This window comes from Mycobacterium sp. NGS49 (genome assembly GCF_059812565.1).
This window is the reverse complement of sequence record NZ_JCALCX010000013.1, coordinates 179301-195331: the sequence shown is the minus strand read 5'-3', so window position 1 is coordinate 195331 and position 16031 is coordinate 179301. Positions and strand designations below refer to the sequence as shown.

Annotated in this window: 14 protein-coding genes; 6 read left to right on the top strand and 8 right to left on the bottom strand. The window is 70.3% G+C overall.

Annotated features, from left to right (window positions below):
- The 3 genes from AC5Y7D_RS16030 to AC5Y7D_RS16020 all read right to left on the bottom strand — a co-directional run.
- A partial coding sequence (locus AC5Y7D_RS16030; protein ID WP_499925634.1) for a PPE family protein occupies nt 1-808 on the bottom strand: 808 nt, incomplete at its 3' end.
- A gap of 126 nt (nt 809-934) precedes the next feature.
- Nucleotides 935-1825, bottom strand: a complete 891-nt coding sequence (locus tag AC5Y7D_RS16025) for an aldose 1-epimerase (RefSeq protein ID WP_499925632.1) — start codon at nt 1823-1825, stop codon at nt 935-937.
- A gap of 16 nt (nt 1826-1841) precedes the next feature.
- A complete protein-coding gene (locus tag AC5Y7D_RS16020) occupies nt 1842-3002 on the bottom strand; it encodes an FAD-binding oxidoreductase (RefSeq protein ID WP_499925631.1) in 1161 nt (386 codons plus the stop codon).
- A 322-nt stretch (nt 3003-3324) separates the two neighbouring features.
- Here AC5Y7D_RS16020 and clpB point away from each other — a divergent pair, with 322 nt between their 5' ends.
- Nucleotides 3325-5883, top strand: a complete 2559-nt coding sequence (gene clpB, locus AC5Y7D_RS16015; RefSeq protein WP_499925629.1) for an ATP-dependent chaperone ClpB — start codon at nt 3325-3327, stop codon at nt 5881-5883.
- Here the strand turns inward: clpB and AC5Y7D_RS16010 are convergent.
- From AC5Y7D_RS16010 to AC5Y7D_RS16000, 3 genes are read right to left on the bottom strand one after another with little or no spacing between them, the layout of a single operon-like run.
- A complete protein-coding gene (locus tag AC5Y7D_RS16010) occupies nt 5880-6704 on the bottom strand; it encodes an enoyl-CoA hydratase/isomerase family protein (protein ID WP_499925627.1) in 825 nt (274 codons plus the stop codon). The genes clpB and AC5Y7D_RS16010 overlap by 4 nt on opposite strands.
- The gene (locus AC5Y7D_RS16005) at nt 6704-7141 is read right to left on the bottom strand and encodes a DsrE family protein (RefSeq protein ID WP_499925625.1); all 438 of its coding nucleotides are present in this window, start codon (nt 7139-7141) and stop codon (nt 6704-6706) included. The genes AC5Y7D_RS16010 and AC5Y7D_RS16005 overlap by 1 nt, the downstream gene beginning before the upstream one ends.
- 15 nt (nt 7142-7156) lie before the next feature.
- Nucleotides 7157-10048 (bottom strand): PE family protein, encoded by a 2892-nt coding sequence (locus AC5Y7D_RS16000; protein ID WP_499925623.1) that lies wholly within the window; start codon nt 10046-10048, stop codon nt 7157-7159.
- Nucleotides 10049-10294: 246 nt separating this feature from the next.
- On the opposite strand from AC5Y7D_RS16000, the gene ttfA reads away from it, so the two are divergent.
- Genes ttfA through AC5Y7D_RS15975 form a run of 5 tightly spaced genes read left to right on the top strand, consistent with a single transcriptional unit; the run spans nt 10295 to nt 14016 of the window.
- A complete protein-coding gene (gene ttfA, locus AC5Y7D_RS15995; RefSeq protein WP_499925621.1) occupies nt 10295-11155 on the top strand; it encodes a trehalose monomycolate transport factor TtfA in 861 nt (286 codons plus the stop codon).
- Nucleotides 11156-11161: 6 nt separating this feature from the next.
- Complete coding sequence (locus AC5Y7D_RS15990; protein WP_499925618.1) at nt 11162-11935, top strand: SDR family NAD(P)-dependent oxidoreductase; 774 nt, start codon at nt 11162-11164, stop codon at nt 11933-11935.
- Nucleotides 11922-12470: an orotate phosphoribosyltransferase gene (pyrE, locus tag AC5Y7D_RS15985; protein WP_499925616.1), complete on the top strand. Its 549-nt coding sequence runs from the start codon at nt 11922-11924 to the stop codon at nt 12468-12470. The genes AC5Y7D_RS15990 and pyrE overlap by 14 nt, the downstream gene beginning before the upstream one ends.
- Nucleotides 12471-12475: 5 nt before the next feature.
- Nucleotides 12476-13375, top strand: coding sequence for a hypothetical protein (locus AC5Y7D_RS15980; RefSeq protein ID WP_499925614.1), 900 nt, complete (start codon nt 12476-12478; stop codon nt 13373-13375).
- Entirely contained in the window at nt 13372-14016 is a 645-nt protein-coding gene (locus AC5Y7D_RS15975; protein ID WP_499925613.1) for a TrmH family RNA methyltransferase, read from the top strand. The genes AC5Y7D_RS15980 and AC5Y7D_RS15975 overlap by 4 nt, the downstream gene beginning before the upstream one ends.
- 4 nt (nt 14017-14020) lie before the next feature.
- Here AC5Y7D_RS15975 and AC5Y7D_RS15970 read toward each other — a convergent pair whose 3' ends face one another.
- On the bottom strand, nt 14021-15655 hold the full coding sequence (locus tag AC5Y7D_RS15970; protein ID WP_499925611.1) for a PE family protein: 1635 nt from the start codon (nt 15653-15655) through the stop codon (nt 14021-14023).
- 160 nt (nt 15656-15815) lie between these two features.
- Entirely contained in the window at nt 15816-16031 is a 216-nt protein-coding gene (locus tag AC5Y7D_RS15965; RefSeq protein WP_499925609.1) for a dodecin family protein, read from the bottom strand.

Genomic DNA, 16031 nt, shown 5'->3' with positions numbered 1-16031 from the left:
CGAAGCCGATGTTGCCGCTGCCGGTGTTGCCGAAGCCGATGTTGTTGAGAGCGGCGGTCAAAGCCGGGCCGACGTTGCCGAAGCCGATGTTGCCGCTGCCGATGTTGCCGCTGCCGAAGTTGCCGCTACCGATGTTCCCGGAGCCGATGTTGAAGTCGCCGATGTTGGCGTTGCCGATATTGCCCTGGCCGACGTCGGCGAGGCCGAAGTTGCGGAGCGTGCGCGCGGCGGCCGCCGCGATGGCGTCCAGAGTGGGCGCCGAGGCAGGGGGATAGATGCCGAGCAGGCTCTGCAGGCCGGCGGGGAACGGGTTCAATCCGGCGGCTGCCGACGCGGCGCCGGTGTAGTAGTTGAACATCGCGACCACGTCTTGGGCCCACATCTGTTCGTAGCCGGCCTCGGCGGCCGCGATCGCCGGTGCGTTCTGACCGAAGACGTTGGTCAGCACCAGCGATACGAACTGGTTGCGGTTGGCCGAGATGATGAGCGGGTGAACCGTCGTCGCCACCGCGGCTTCGAATGCGGCCGCAGCGACGCGCGCCTGGGCCCCGGCGTGTGCCGCCTCGGTGGCGGCGCTGCTCAACCAGCCGAGATAGGGCGCCGCGGCGCTGGCCATGGCCGTCGCCGATGCACCCTGCCACGAGGAGCCCACCAACCCCGAGGTGACCGAGGAGAACCAGGACGCGGCCATCCCGAGTTCGGCGGCCAGCCCCTCCCATGCGGCTGCGGCTCGCAATATCGGGTCCAACCCGGCCCCGAAGAGAAGTCGCGTTGAATTGATCTCGGGGGGAAGTACCGCGAAACTCATGATCCGCCCCTAACCGACATCCCGAACCGCCAAGGAGGCGGCGAACGCGTAAATGTCTATTCAACAGCTGTCGGACGGGAAATCGCGTTTGATTCGGCGACAAACTCTAGAGATATTTGCCTTGCTTCACACCAGGATGGAAAAAACGGCGCTGGCCGGGTCGCCGGGGCGTGCGGAGCGGTAGTCACCGCGGCTCAACGCACCCGTCGGCGCGGCCATCGGCTCGAAGCAGATGACGTCCTCACCGGGAGGCGCGAAGATCTGCGCCGCTGAGTATCCCCGGTCGAAGCGCACCGCCAGGCGGCGTCCGCCGGCACTGACCGCGAAGACGGCTCCGTCCTCGACCGCGACGTAGGCGTCGTCGAAGGTGGCGGCGCCCAGTCGCCGGGACCGCGCCGGCTGCGCGGCGGACCGGCCGGTCGGCAGGCCGCGCTCGTCGAGCGACAGATGCCGCAGCGGCGGCGTCTCGATCACCCAGTGGGTCCGGTCGGTGCCCGGCAGCTGCAGGTACGGGTGATAGCCGAAGCACAGCGGCACCGCTCGATCAGCCGTCGGCGTCACGGTCGTGCGTATCGTCAGGGTCCGCTCGGCCAGTCGCACCGTCATGGTGAGCAGGTGCGGGTAGGGAAAGCTGGCCAGCAGGCGGTCCTCGGCGCCGAAGTCCAGCTCGGCGGCAAAATCGTGGGCGGATTGCGACGTCACCCGCCAACTTGCACATGCGGCCAGCACGCCGTGAATCGGCAAACCGGCGGGGTCGGCTCGCACGCCGTTCTGGCCCGGTTGCAGCGTCACCGTCGCGCCTTCGGCGGTATAGGTGTTGGCGCCCAATCGATTCGCCCAGGGATACAGCAGTGGAATGCCCATCGTCTTGCCTGCCGTGAGGTATGCCTGCAGGCCGCGGCGCTGGCCGAGCAACTCCGTTCCGGCGTCGGTCAGCGAAATGCCGATCATGCCGGCTTCCGGCACGAACTGGGCGGCCACCGGTGACGACGGGTCGCGCAGCGTGACGACGTGCACACGTCCTCCTCGGGGCCTACCGCGATAACGGGTCGTGCTGAATGTGTTCGGGTGGGGCGCCTTTGGCGATCAGTGCCGCCTTCGTCGCGCGGACCATGGCCGGCCCGCCGCAGATCAGGATCTGCCGGTCGCCCCAGCCGCCGTACCGGGTGACCACCTCGGGCAACCGTCCCGTCTGGCGCACATGCAGTCCGCGTGGCGGCGATACGTCGGGATAGTCGGCGGCCCAGGCGGGATCGTTGTTGTATTCCGACACCGGCGAGACCGACAGCCACGGATTGTGCGCAGCGACCTGCCACAGCGTCCGCAGGTCGTAGAGCTCGCAGCGGTACCGGGCGCCGAAGAACAGATGCACCCTGGGGTTCACGGCGAAGCGGCTGAGATCCATGATCAGCGTCCGTAATGGAGCCAGGCCGGTGCTGCCCGCCACCATCAGCACATCCCCGCCTTCGCGGTCGACGTGCAGGCCGCCGTGCGGGCCGGACAGCCGCCAACGGTCACCGGGCCGGGTTTCGCCGACGATCGCGTGGCTCACCAGGCCGCCGGGAACGACGCGGACGTGAAATTCGATGCCGCCACCAGCGTCGGCGGGTATGGCGGGGGACAGGAAGCGCCACCGGCGCGGACACTGCGGAATCTGCACGTTGACGTATTGCCCGGGGTGGTAGCGCAGCGGGCGGTCCAGATGCAGCCGGACGACCGCCAGATCGCGGGAGACCCGAGTGTGTTCGATGACCGTGCCGTCCACCCAGGCGGGCGCATCATCGGAATCTGCCGCGCCACTCATCACCCCGACGAACAGGTTCAGTGACTGGTCGGCGGCCTCTCGGACCGCATCGGTCCACGCGCTGCCGAGGTGGGTGCGCAGCGTGGAGTACAACGCGCGGCGCAGCGTCTGGTAGTGCGCCGGGAGCACGCCGTACTTGCGGTGGTCACGGCCGAGCTGGGCCAGAAAAGTCACCGGCTCATCGGCGCGCTGGGCGACGAGCTCGCCGTACAGCCAGTACATCGCTTGGGCGAAAGCCAGCCGCTGACCGGACATCTCGGGCGGGAACAGGTCGCGGACCGAGGTGTCCAGGGCGAACCACTGGGTGTAGAAGCGGTGGACGACTGCGGTGTCCTCGGGTCTGAAGGCGTCGCGCAGCACCTGCAACGCATGCCGGTCCTCGAGGCCCACGGACGCCGATTCTAGGCCGAGAGCCCGCCGGGCGCGGCCGGCCGAGCCCGGCCGGACTGCGTTGCTATCGGTCTATGGGTCCGCCACGGCCGCCGCACCGCCGACGCGGCGGGTGCCGCCGCGCCACCGTCGGCCCTCGCCAACTTCCGACACGGAGCGTCGGCTCCCCGGAAAACAGTTCAGCAACAGCTCCGACGGCCTGTCCGCAGGGTGGTCGCGCACCTCGGGAAAAAAAGTTAGGGTTGAGCGGAACAGACTCAACCTTGACGGCGTTCTAGTACGCAACAAGGTCTCTATACCTACGCATACGAATGGAGGGGTCGTGGACTCTTTCAACCCGACAACCAAGACGCAGGCGGCACTGACCTCGGCGCTGCAGGCGGCTTCGGCCGCCGGCAACCCCGAGATCCGGCCCGCACATCTGCTGATGGCGCTGCTGACGCAGAACGACGGGATTGCCGCACCTTTGCTGGAGGCTGTCGGTGTCGACCCCGCCACCGTCCGCGCCGAGGCGCAGCGTCTGCTGGAAAGGCTGCCGCAGATCAGCGGCTCCAGTTCGCAGCCGCAGCTGTCCCGGGAGTCGCTGGCGGCCATCACCGCCGGTCAGCAACTAGCGACCGAGATGGACGACGAGTACGTCTCCACCGAGCACCTGCTGGTCGGACTGGCCACCGGTGACTCCGAGGTCGCCAAGCTGCTGACCGGTCACGGGGCATCTCCGCAGGTCTTGCGGGAGGCGTTCGTCAAGGTGCGCGGCAGCGCGCGGGTCACCAGCGCCGACCCCGAAGCCACCTACCAGGCGCTGGAGAAGTACTCCACCGATCTGACCGCCCTGGCCCGTGAGGGCAAGCTCGACCCGGTGATCGGGCGCGACAACGAGATCCGTCGAGTGGTGCAGGTGCTGTCCCGGCGTACCAAGAACAACCCGGTGCTCATCGGTGAGCCCGGTGTCGGCAAGACCGCGATCGTGGAGGGCCTGGCCCAGCGCATCGTCGCCGGCGACGTACCGGAGAGCCTGCGCGACAAGACCGTCATCTCGCTCGACTTGGGCTCGATGGTGGCCGGCGCGAAGTACCGAGGTGAATTCGAGGAACGGCTCAAGGCCGTCCTCGACGACATCAAGAACTCCGCGGGGCAGATCATCACGTTCATCGACGAGCTGCACACCATCGTCGGCGCGGGTGCGACCGGCGAATCGGCGATGGACGCGGGCAACATGATCAAGCCGATGCTGGCCCGCGGCGAACTGCGGCTGGTCGGCGCCACCACGCTCGACGAGTACCGCAAGTACATCGAGAAGGACGCCGCACTGGAGCGGCGTTTTCAGCAGGTGTTCGTCGGCGAGCCGTCGGTGGAGGACACCGTCGGCATTCTGCGCGGCCTCAAGGAGCGCTACGAGGTGCACCACGGTGTGCGCATCACCGACTCCGCGCTGGTCGCGGCCGCTACGTTGAGCGACCGCTACATCACCGCCCGCTTCCTGCCGGACAAAGCCATCGACCTGGTGGACGAGTCCGCCAGCCGGCTGCGGATGGAGATCGACTCGCGTCCCGTCGAGATCGACGAGGTCGAGCGCCTCGTGCGCCGGCTGGAGATCGAAGAGATGGCGCTGGCCAAGGAATCAGATGATGCATCCGCCGAGCGGCTGGAGAAGCTGCGCGCAGAACTGGCCGACAAGAAGGAAGAGCTGGCCGAGCTGACCACGCGGTGGCAGAACGAGAAGAACGCCATCGACATCGTCCGTGAGCTCAAGGAACAGCTGGAGGAGCTGCGCGGGGAGTCCGAGCGCGCCGAGCGCGACGGTGACCTGGCCAAGGCCGCCGAGCTGCGCTACGGCCGCATCCCCGAGGTCGAGAAGAAGCTCGACGCCGCAGTACCGTTGGCCGCCGGCAGCGGCACAGCCCGCGAGAACGTGATGCTCAAGGAGGAGGTCGGTCCCGACGACATCGCCGACGTGGTGTCGGCGTGGACGGGCATTCCGGCCGGCCGGCTGCTGGAAGGCGAGACGGCCAAGCTGCTGCGGATGGAGGACGAGCTGGGCAAGCGCGTCGTCGGGCAGAAGAAGGCCGTGCAGGCCGTGTCGGACGCGGTACGGCGGTCCAGGGCCGGGGTCGCCGACCCCAACCGGCCCACCGGGTCGTTCATGTTCCTCGGTCCCACCGGTGTGGGTAAGACGGAGTTGGCGAAAGCGCTGGCCGACTTCCTGTTCGACGACGACCGCGCCATGGTCCGCATCGACATGAGCGAGTACGGCGAGAAGCACTCGGTGGCCCGCCTGGTCGGTGCCCCTCCCGGCTACATCGGCTATGACCAGGGTGGTCAGCTGACCGAGGCGGTGCGGCGGCGTCCCTACACGGTGATCCTGTTCGACGAGATCGAAAAGGCGCACCCGGACGTTTTCGACGTGCTGCTGCAGGTGCTCGACGAGGGTCGGCTCACCGACGGCCAGGGCCGCACGGTCGACTTCCGCAACACCATCCTCATCCTGACCTCCAACCTGGGGTCCGGCGGTACCGAGGAGCAGGTGATGGCCGCCGTGCGGTCGGCGTTCAAGCCCGAGTTCATCAACCGGCTCGATGACGTGATCATCTTCCACGGCCTCGAGCCCGGCGAGTTGGTGCAGATCGTCGACATCCAGCTCAAGCAGCTGGACAAGCGGTTGGCGCAGCGCCGCCTGCAGCTCGAGGTGTCGCTGCCGGCCAAGCAGTGGCTGGCGCACCGGGGCTTCGACCCCGTGTACGGCGCACGCCCGTTACGCCGGTTGGTGCAGCAGGCCATCGGCGACCAGCTGGCCAAGATGCTGCTGGCCGGCGACGTGCACGACGGCGACGTGGTGCCCGTCAACGTCAGCGCGGACGGCGACTCGCTGATCCTCGGCTAAGAGGCCGGCGGTTTCGGGCCGGCGCCCAACTCGTACTCCCGGGTCTGGGCGCCGGCCTCGACTACCGCCTTGAGCAGTGCGCGGGCGGCGGGTTGTGCGACGGTTTCCCGCAGCAGCTGATCTTCGATCCGCAAGCCGGCCGTCAGGTCGCCCGTCGCCGCCTCTACCGCTCGTTTGGCTGCGGTTATGGCCGTTTGCGGACTCGACGCTATGCGTCGCGCGAGCCGGTCGACGAATGGGCGGACCTCCTCGCGCGGGAGTGCCCGGTTGATGTAACCCCACGCCTCGGCGGTTTCGGCGTCGACGTCCATGCCGCCCAGGATCACCTCGAGCGCCCGGGACCGGCCGACCAGCCGGGGGAGGTGTTGCGTCGCGCCACCGCCGGGAATGATGCCCACCGATACCTCCGGATGGCCCAGAACCGTCGTGCCGGTGGCGGCGTAGCGCAAGTCGAAAGCCATCGCGAATTCGCAGCCGCCGCCGCGGCACACGCCCTCGATGACGGCGATCGTGGCCTTCGGCAGGGTGCGCACCCGCTCGGTGATGGCGTGGAAGAACGACAGCTCGTCATGCAGCGCCACGTCGTCCGCGGGAAGGTCACTGACCAGCGAGACGTCGGCGTGGGCGATGAAGATCTCCGGGTCGGCGGAGTCGACGATCAGCACCCGCACGGTGTCGTCGTCGGCGACTTCGGTGAGCAGCCGGTCGATTTCGGTGAGCAGCGCGACGTCCAGCAGGTTGATCGGCGGGTGGTCTATCGTCGCCCGGCAAATCCCTGCTGTGTTGGCGATGCGAAGCAACGTGTAGTCCTCGAAAGCCATCAGGCTTCCGAGATTTTCACGTACCCCTGTTGCACCAGCTGCGTCAGCCTGGCCATCGCGTTCCGGTTGACCTTGACGCCGGCAATCAGGTCGGCGTTGCCCCAGCCCATCGCTCTGGCGGTGGCGCCACACAGCTCGATGTCGACGCCTTTGGCCATCAGGTCGGTGATCACCTGCTTGTAGGGATTGCCGGTCGCGACGTGCCGGTTCGAGTTGTACGTCCCGTCGTCCAGCGTCACGTGACCGGCGTTGGTGTGGAACACGACGACCACGTGCGGCGCCACGTTCCAGGCCGCGGCGTCGGCGACGACGATGCCGGCGTGGAAAAGGACCGCCGGCATGTCGCCCTCGAACGTCAGCGATGCCACGCTGAACGCGACCTTCACCTCGTCGAGATCGACCGGAACGTCGATCCGCAGTGCTTGTTCATCCGACATCCAGCTACTCCTCTACTAGGGTTGCCCGCCGCCCTTGCCGCCGGTGCCGCCGCTGCCGCCGGCACCGCCATTTTTCCCGAAGGCGGGTTGGCCAGGGTCAGGACTCCCGCCGGCCTGGCCGGGAAGACCCTTGCCATTGCCACCATTGCCACCGAAGCCGCCGGACCCACCGGCGCCGCCGGAACCTGTCTCGGATACACCGCCGCTGCCGCCGGTGCCACCGCTGCCGCCGTTACCCCCACGCAAGTCGGCGTCGCCGGTGCCGCCCTTGCCGCCAACGCCGCCCTGTCCGCCGACGCCGCCGGTGCTGGCGCCCTTGCCGACTCCGCCGGTGCCGCCGTTGCCGGCCTTCCCGCCCGGTGCGGCGCCGCTGCTGGCGTCACCGCCGTTGCCGCCGCCGCCACCGGTTCCGCCACCGGCGTCACCCGCCCCGCCGTCGCCACCCGAGCCGCCAAACCCGCCGCTGCCGGCGACGCCCCTGCCGCCGGCGCCGCCGTTGCCGCCCTGGCCGCCGGCCCCGTTGGTGGCGATACCGCCGTCGCCGCCGCGTCCGCCGGTACCCACCGAAGCGGTGCCCGAAATCGAGGTCCCGCCGATGCCGCCGTTGCCGCCGGCTCCGGCGTTGCCACCGTTTCCGGCGCCGCCATTCCCGCCTCGGCCACCGTCGCCCGCTGCGGAGGTGCTTCCGGTACCGCCGTTGCCGCCGCCGCCGCCTGTGCCGCCTCCACCGGCTGTACCGGAACCCCCGTCGCCTCCGATGCCGCCGTTTCCGCCGCTGAATCGCCCGGAGCCAGAGCCTGCACCGTTGCCGGCATTGCCGCCGGCACCCCCGGTGACGCCGTTGCCGCCCCTGCCACCGTTTCCTCCGTCGCCGCCTGAACCGCTTTGCCCGCCGGCCGGGCCGCCGCCCCGGCCGCCGTTGCCCCCCGCGCCGCCGGCCGCGGCGGGACCACCGTCACCGCCGGTCCCGCCGTTGCCGCCGGTGCCGCCGGTGCCGCTGCCGGCCTGAATGTCGCCACCGGCGCCACCATTACCACCCTGACCGGCTGTGACCGTGGTGCCGTTCGCACCGCCGGCGGCTTTGCCGCCGCTGCCGCTGCCTCCCGTGCCGCCGATACCGCCTACGCCGGAATTCCCGCCGTTGCCGCCGTTGCCGCCATTGCCGGCGGTCGGTGACGTCGGGGTTGCCGGGACACCGGCTGCGCCATTGCCGCCGTTGCCCGGGGTTCCTGCATTGCCACCGTTGCCGCCGACACCGCCCACGCCGCTGGCCGCCTGACCCGTTGAGCCGGTGCCGCCGCTCCCGCCGTCCCCGCCGTGCCCGCCATTGCCGCCATTTCCTGCATTGCCGCCGTTGCCGCCATTGGCGCCGGCGGTAGCACCGGTGACACCGGCGACACCGTTACCGCCCACGCCACCGGCGCCGGCGCTACCTCCGGCCCCGCCGACCCCACCGGAACCGCCCGCGCTGCCGCCGTTGCCGCCGCTGCCGCCCCAGCCTCCGTCGCCACCCCCACCGCCGTTACTGCCGTTGCCGGTCGGCCCGGTGCTGCCGGACGCGCCGGCCGCCCCGTTGCCACCGATACCGCCGACCCCGCCGTTGCCGTAGCGTCCGCCATCACCACCGCGCCCGCCGGCGGCACCGCTGGCGCCCGGCGTGGTGCCGTCGGCGCCGGTGCCGCCGGCCCCTCCATCACCACCGGTAACCGGGTGGAGGCCGGCCGTGCCGTTGGCGCCGGGGACGAATCCGGCTCCGCCGGTGCCGCCTTGTCCCCCCAGACCCGGGTCACCGCCGTCGCCGCCACGGCCGCCGATGCCGAAGTTGACGGTGGACGTCCCGGTGGCCCCGGTACCGCCGTTACCCGGTGTGCCGCCGTCGCCCCCGTTGCCGCCGGCGCCACCGACACCCTGGGCGGCCGCCTGCCCGAATGCGTTCGTACCGCCGGCTCCGCCCGCGCCGCCGTTGCCCCCCGTCCCGCCGGCTCCGCCGTTGCCGCCATTGGAACCGTCGGCGCCACGCGTGGCGCCCGCGGCTCCGTCATCGCCGAGCCCGCCGGCTCCGCCCGTTGCACCCGCGCCACCGGCGCCGCCCACACCACCGGTACCGAACAATCCGGCGCTGCCACCGGCACCGCCATTGCCGCCGGCGCCGCCCACGCCGCCGATGCCGCCGTCCGGCGCGGCCGCTGTCCCCGCAGCACCCGCACCACCGGCCGCACCCATCCCGCCGGCTCCGCCGACGCCACCGGCACCGAACAGCCGGGCCGCGCCGCCGGCGCCCCCGGCGCCTCCGCTGCCGCCGGGCACCGCGGCAGCGCCCCCCGCACCGCCGCCACCACCGTTGCCGTACAGCCAGCCGCCGGCGCCACCGCTGCCGCCGACCGCTCCGGCGCCACCGGTTCCGCCGATTCCACCGTTGCCGATCAGTCCCGCGGCGCCGCCGGCGCCGCCGGCCGCACCGGCCGCGGTCTGCGAGTAACCGTTGCCGCCGTTGCCCCACAACAGGCCTCCGGCCCCACCGGTGGGGCTTGCCGCGGTCCCGTTGGCGCCATTGCCGATGAGGGGGCGCCCGAGGAGCGCCTGCGTTGGCGCGTTGATCACTTGTTCGATGAGCTGCAGCGGCGAAGCGTTGGCCGCTTCGGCGCCGGCGTACGCCAAGCCGGACCCACTCAATGTGCGGACGAAATCGTCGTGGAAGACGGCTGCCTGCGCGGCAATCGCCTGATATTGGCGGCCGTATTCGCCGAACAACGTGGCAATTGCGCCCGATACCTCGTCACCCGCGGCTGCGACCACTGCGCTGGTCGGGGCCGCCGCGGTTGACCCTGCCCCTACCACCGCCGACCGAATTGCGGCCAGATCACCGGCAGCCCACGTGAAAGCCTCGGGTAACACCATCAAGGACATGAAATCCCCTTCGGAAATTGGCGCCGGGAGCCGAATTGGCATTGGCTCGACGGTGAGACGCTACTGGTATTTCGCGGTTTGAAGATGACGAATGCGTTAACCAAAATGCCATTCCAGGTGGCCTGCTCGGGCGGGTTGCCCGCCGCGCCCCAACCTGGTGAGCCGTACCTGGTGTTACGTCCTGTGATTGGGTTGTGACCTGGTCGGATTCTCTGTAAGCCCGACACAGCAGATACTCTGTTGGGGATGGTCCCCCTCTGGTTCACGCTCTCCGCACTGTGCTTCGTCGGTGCGGCGGTGTTGCTGTACGTCGATATCGATCGACGTCGCGGACGCAGCCGGCGCCGCAAGTCGTGGGCGCGCTCGCACGGCTTCGACTTCGAGCGCGAATCAACCGACATCCTCGATCGCTGGAAGCGCGGCGTGATGTCGACCGTCGGTGATGTCCCCGCCTACAACGTCGTGCTGGGCCAGATCCGCGGTGAGGCGGTGTACATCTTCGACCTCGAGGAAGTCGCCACCGTCATCGCGCTGCACCGCAAGGTCGGCACCAACGTCGTGGTGGACCTGCGCCTGAAGGGTCTCAAGGAGCCACGCGAAAGCGACATTTGGCTGCTGGGCGCGATCGGTCCGCGGATGGTGTACTCCACCAACCTGGACGCGGCCCGGCGGGCCTGCGACCGGCGCATGGTGACCTTCGCCCACACCGCCCCCGACTGCGCCGAGATCATGTGGAACGAGCAGAACTGGACGCTGGTCGCCATGCCGATCGCCAGCACCCGCGCGCAGTGGGACGAAGGCCTGCGCACCGTGCGCCAGTTCAACGACCTGCTGCGGGTGCTTCCGCCGCTGCCCGCCGAGACCTCGCAGGAGGAAGGCGAGTCCGAAGGGCGCCGCAACGCGGCACCGGGGCGTCCGCTGGCCTCGGCGGCCCGCGGCGAGTTGCCACAGCGCCGCGCGCAGGCGGACCCGATCGCCGGGGTGATGTCCGACCCGGCTCGCCGCGCCCCCGAGCCGATGGCCCGTGAGGAAAGCCGCTCCGAAGGTGTTCGGCGGCCGCCGCAGACGGGACGCAACGGCCAGCAGGCCAGCAACTACCAGCACTGAGAGCACATGCCTCGACCTGTTGCGGTGATCACTGGGCCCACGTCCGGCATAGGTGCCGGATACGCACGCCGCTACGCGCGCGACGGCTATGACCTGGTCTTGGTCGCCCGCGATGTCGAGCGACTCGAGCAACTGGCCGCCGAGCTGAAGACCGAGGGCGGCGGCATCGAGATCCTGCCGGCGGATCTGGCCCGGGCCGCCGACCGAGACAAGGTCGCCGATCGGCTTGCCGCCGGTGTGCGAGTGCTGGTCAACAACGCGGGTTTCGGCATGTCCGGCGAATTCTGGACCACCGATCCCGCCGACCTGCAGAAGCAGCTCGACGTCAACGTCGCCGCGGTGATGCACCTGACCCGCGCCGCACTGCCGGCGATGATGGACGCCGGAACCGGCACTGTCATCAACATCGCCAGTGTCGCCGGTCTGCTGCCGGGGCGGGGTTCGACCTACTCGGCGTCCAAGGCGTGGGTGATCTCGTTCACCGAAGGACTCGCAAACGGGTTGCAGGGCACCGGCGTCGGCGTGCACGCGGTATGTCCGGGTTACGTGCATACCGAATTCCACAGCCGCGCCGGGCTGGACATGGCCTCGGTGCCCTCGTTCATGTGGCTCGAGGTTGACGACGTCGTGGGCGAAAGCCTGGCCGACATCGCCCGCGGCAAGGTGGTCATCGTCCCGGGCGCACAGTACAAGTTCCTGGTGACTACCGGCCGGGCCGTGCCGCGCAGGCTGGCGATGTTGTTCACCAAGCGGTTCGGCGGCGGTCGTGGCCGGACCTGATCCGGATCGGAAGGCCGAACTGGCCGGGCTGGTACGGGAACTCTCGGTGGTCCACGGGCGGGTCACGCTGTCCTCGGGCAGGGAGGCCGACTACTACGTCGATCTGCGGCGCGCCACCCTGCACCACCGGGCCTCCGCGCTGATCGGCCGGTTGATGCGAGAGCTCACGCAGGACTGGGACTACGCGCTGGTCGGTGGCCTGACGTTGGGAGCCGACCCGGTGGCGACCGCCATCATGCATGCCCCCGGTCGTCCGATCGACGCGTTCGTCGTCCGTAAATCGGTGAAAACCCATGGGATGCAACGGCTTATCGAGGGCGCTGACGTCTCGGGCCGGCGCGTGCTGGTGGTTGAGGACACCAGCACGACCGGCGGCTCCGCGCTGACGGCGGTGCGCGCTGTTCGCGAGGCCGGCGGCGAGGTGGTCGGTGTGGCGACCGTGGTGGACCGCGCCACCGGCGCGGCCGAGGCGATCGAAGCCGAGGATGTGCCTTATCGCAGCGTGCTGGGCCTCGCCGATCTGGGGCTGGGCTAGGCCGCGTGCGCGTTCGAAGTGCGCTGGTTTCGGCGTTGGCCGTGTGCTGCCTGACGGGTTGTTCGGGATCGGATCGTTCCGGCCCGATCTTCGGAGCCCAGAGCGCCCGGATCGGCGAATCGCTGGCGGTGCTGGGCTGGAACGTGTCGATGTCGAATCTGCGCTGGGCGCAGGACTATGTACTGGTCGACGTCGACGCTGCTCCGGCGGATCCAAAGGCGCCGCGCGCCAAGGCCGAAGACGTCCGCTTCGGCCTCTACGGCGCGCTGTCGCACCCGATGGAAGCCAATGCGCTGGGCAGTTGCGACGACGCCATGACGAAAGTGCCCGACGTATCACCGCTGAAGGCGCCGCCCGACCGGCTCAGCGGCACGGTGTGCCTGGGGCCGTTGAAGGAGCGCAGCGCCGTGCGCGGCGTCTATGCCTACTCGCCCCATGAGCGGATCGCCGGCACCTCGGCCGCCTATGCGGCGCCGTTTCCGGTGGGGCTGTTGCCCACCAATGTCAACGACACCGGACTGGTGGTCAAGTCGACCAACGCATCGGCCTGGCGGGCTGACGGGCTGCCGATCAGCAAGGCGCAACTGAGCGACCCCGCGGCGTTCACCGGCAACGGCTACATGCTGCTGAATTTGGAAGCCGGCGCCATCGGGGCGCAGTACCGCGACGATTCCGCTCGCCGCGGTGGGCCTTTGATGCTGGTGGCCGCACCGACACTGCCCGGTCGCGGGTTGAGCCCCGCCTGCGCGCTCTACGGATCGTCGGTGCTGATCCTGCCCGACGCGTCCCGGGATTCGGTTCAGGTCAACGCATCGCTGTGCACGCAGGGGGAGATCAGTCAGGCGCTGCTGTATGCGACGGTGTCGGTCGAAGGCACCCACGCCGCGGTGTGGACCGCGAAGTGAGTGAGCCTGGGCCCACCGAATGGGGTGCCCCTGCCCCGGGTGTCGGCCCCTGGGCCGGGGCGCTGCCCGACGACCCCCGCTACGACCCGGAACTGTTGCGCGACGGCGACTCTCGCAATGTCGTCGACGCCTACCGGTACTGGACCCGGGAAGCCATCATCGCCGACATAGATAAGCGACGTCAGCCGCTGCATGTGGCGATCGAGAACTTCGGGCACGACGCCAACATCGGCTCGGTGGTGCGCACCGCCAACGCGTTCGCGGTGGACACCGTGCATATCGTGGGCCGGCGCCGCTGGAACCGCCGCGGCGCCATGGTGACCGACCGTTACCAGCGGCTGTGTCACCACGACAGCACCGCCGAGCTGATGGATTTCGCGGCCGGAGCCGGTCTGGTGGTGATCGCCGTCGACAACGTCCCCGGCGCCGACCGGCTGGAGGAGACCGCGCTGCCGCGTGAGTGCCTGTTGGTGTTCGGGCAGGAAGGACCGGGCATCACCGACGACACCCGGTTGGCCGCGGCGATCACCGTGTCGATCGCCCAGTTCGGCTCCACGCGCAGCATCAATGCCGGTGTGGCAGCAGGCATTGCGATGCATGCCTGGATCCGGCAGCACGGCGACCTGACGCGCGCCTGGTGAGTTTTCAGCCAGGCAGGCCGTCGCTGCCGGCTTTCCCGGCGGCGCCGGGCTGACCGAGGCCGCCGGCAACGCCATCGACAGAGCCATCCCCGCCGCTGCCACCTGCGCCCGGGTTGCCGCCGGCACCGCCGGCGGCGCCGGAACCCCCGGCCCCGGCCGTACCGGAGTTGCCGAACAGACCGCCCGCGCCGCCGGCGCCGCCGTTTCCGCCGTTGCCGCCGTTGCCGCCGTCGCCCCCGTTGCCGCCGGTTCCGCCGTTACCGCCGGTACCGCCGGCGTTAGCCCCCTCGCCCCCATTCCCGCCGGTTCCGCCTTGGTCGCCGGCGCCGCCCAGGCCTGCGCTACCGCCCAAACCGCCTGAACCTCCATTGCCGAACAGGAGTCCGCCACGACCACCCGCTCCGCCGGCGCCGCCGCTACCCCCGCCGCCGCCGGACGCACCGACACCGCCGGACCCGCCAGTCCCGCCGGGACCACCGCTGGCGAAGCCTGGACCGCCCGTACCACCATTTCCGCCCGCGGCGCCGACGCCGCCGACACCGCCGGTCCCGCCGGCGCCACCAAACCCGCCGATAGTGTTATTGCCGCCGATACCGCCGACGCCGCCGTCGCCGCCTGGGGCGCCAGCGCCGCCAGCCCCGCCCGTGCCGCCCGTCCCCCCTCGGCCCAAAGACACAGGCGACTGACCACCGGCGCCGCCAGTCCCGCCGGGAGCGCCGACGCCGCCGACGCCTCCTGTTCCGCCATTGCCCCCAGTTACGTTGCCCTCGCCACCGTCACCGCCAACGCCGCCAGCCTGGCCGACGGTGGGGGTGCTGACGCCGTTGCCGCCGGGTCCGCCGGGGCCAGCGATGCCCAGAATGTTGCCGGGCGCGCCGGGGGTGCCGGGGGCCGCCGCCGGGCCCTGGTCCTGCAACGGCGTCGGGTTGACGCCGGGGGCACCAGCAGCGCCGAGCCCACCCTGTCCACCGGCCCCGCCCTGGCCCCACAGGCCGGCGCCGCCGCCGATGCCGCCGTTGCCCCCATTGCCGCCGGCGACGACAGCGTTGCCGCCGGCACCGCCGGAGCCGCCGGAGCCGAAGAGCAGCCCGCCGGCACCGCCGTTGCCGCCGGGTGCGCCCGGCGCACCGAGCCCACCGGCACCGCCGTCACCGAACAGCCCCGCCGCTCCGCCATTGCCGCCGCGTGGATTCGCCACACCCCCCGACCCGCCGTTGCCGCCGTTGCCGAACAGCAAGCCGCCGGGGCCGCCATTCTGACCCGTCCCGGGCGAGCCGTCGGCGCCGTTGCCTATCAACGGGCGCCCGAGCAGCGCCTGGGTGGGCGCATTGATCAACCCCAGCAAGGTCTGCTGCGCATTGGCGGCCTCGGCGCCGGCGTACGCGCCGGAGGCTGATGTCAGGGCCCTCATGAATTCGTTATGTACAGCCGCAGCCTGCGCGCTGATCGCTTGATAGCTCTGCGCGTGTGCGCCGAACGCCGCCGCGATCGCCTCGGATACTTCGTCGGCGCCGGCGGCCAGGATCGTGGTTGTTCGAACCGCCGCTGCCGCGTTGGCCGTGTGGATCGCTGATCCGATGCCGGCCAGGTCCGTCGCAGTCGCGGCCAGGGCGTCCGGAAATACGGTGACAAACGACATGGCCCGGTCCTTCCGAACGACCCGGAGAAAGCCCAGCGCGAAGCAGCAGATCTGCGCTCGTGCGAGCAGACGTTAGCACCGCTGTGCCGATTAAGCCAGAATTTCGGCGAACTCTAATTCGCAACGGCCCCTAGGGCGTTGGTCCTAGAAGCGGATTCTCTTACTGCGGCTTGGCCGGTCTCATCTTGAACGAGACCTCCAGCTTGATGCGGTAGGTGATCGCGCCGGTGGCATCCACGGCCAAGTCCTGCTCGATCACCCGCGCCACCCGGATGTCGTCGACGCTCTCCCGCGCCCGATGCACCGCCTCGGTTGCGGCCTGCTCCCATGACGTGGGGCTGGTCCCGATGATGTCGATCACCTTGTACACGCTCAT

Excerpts from the sequence above, each read along its gene's own strand:
- AC5Y7D_RS16005 (WP_499925625.1), bottom strand. The coding sequence starts at position 7,141 with ATGTCGGATGAACAAGCACTGCGGATCGACGTTCCGGTCGATCTCGAC.
- AC5Y7D_RS16010 (WP_499925627.1), bottom strand. The coding sequence starts at position 6,704 with ATGGCTTTCGAGGACTACACGTTGCTTCGCATCGCCAACACAGCAGGG.
- AC5Y7D_RS16000 (WP_499925623.1), bottom strand. The coding sequence starts at position 10,048 with ATGTCCTTGATGGTGTTACCCGAGGCTTTCACGTGGGCTGCCGGTGAT.
- AC5Y7D_RS15990 (WP_499925618.1), top strand. The coding sequence starts at position 11,162 with ATGCCTCGACCTGTTGCGGTGATCACTGGGCCCACGTCCGGCATAGGT.
- AC5Y7D_RS15970 (WP_499925611.1), bottom strand. The coding sequence starts at position 15,655 with ATGTCGTTTGTCACCGTATTTCCGGACGCCCTGGCCGCGACTGCGACG.
- AC5Y7D_RS15965 (WP_499925609.1), bottom strand. The coding sequence starts at position 16,031 with ATGAGCGTGTACAAGGTGATCGACATCATCGGGACCAGCCCCACGTCA.
- ttfA (WP_499925621.1), top strand. The coding sequence starts at position 10,295 with ATGGTCCCCCTCTGGTTCACGCTCTCCGCACTGTGCTTCGTCGGTGCG.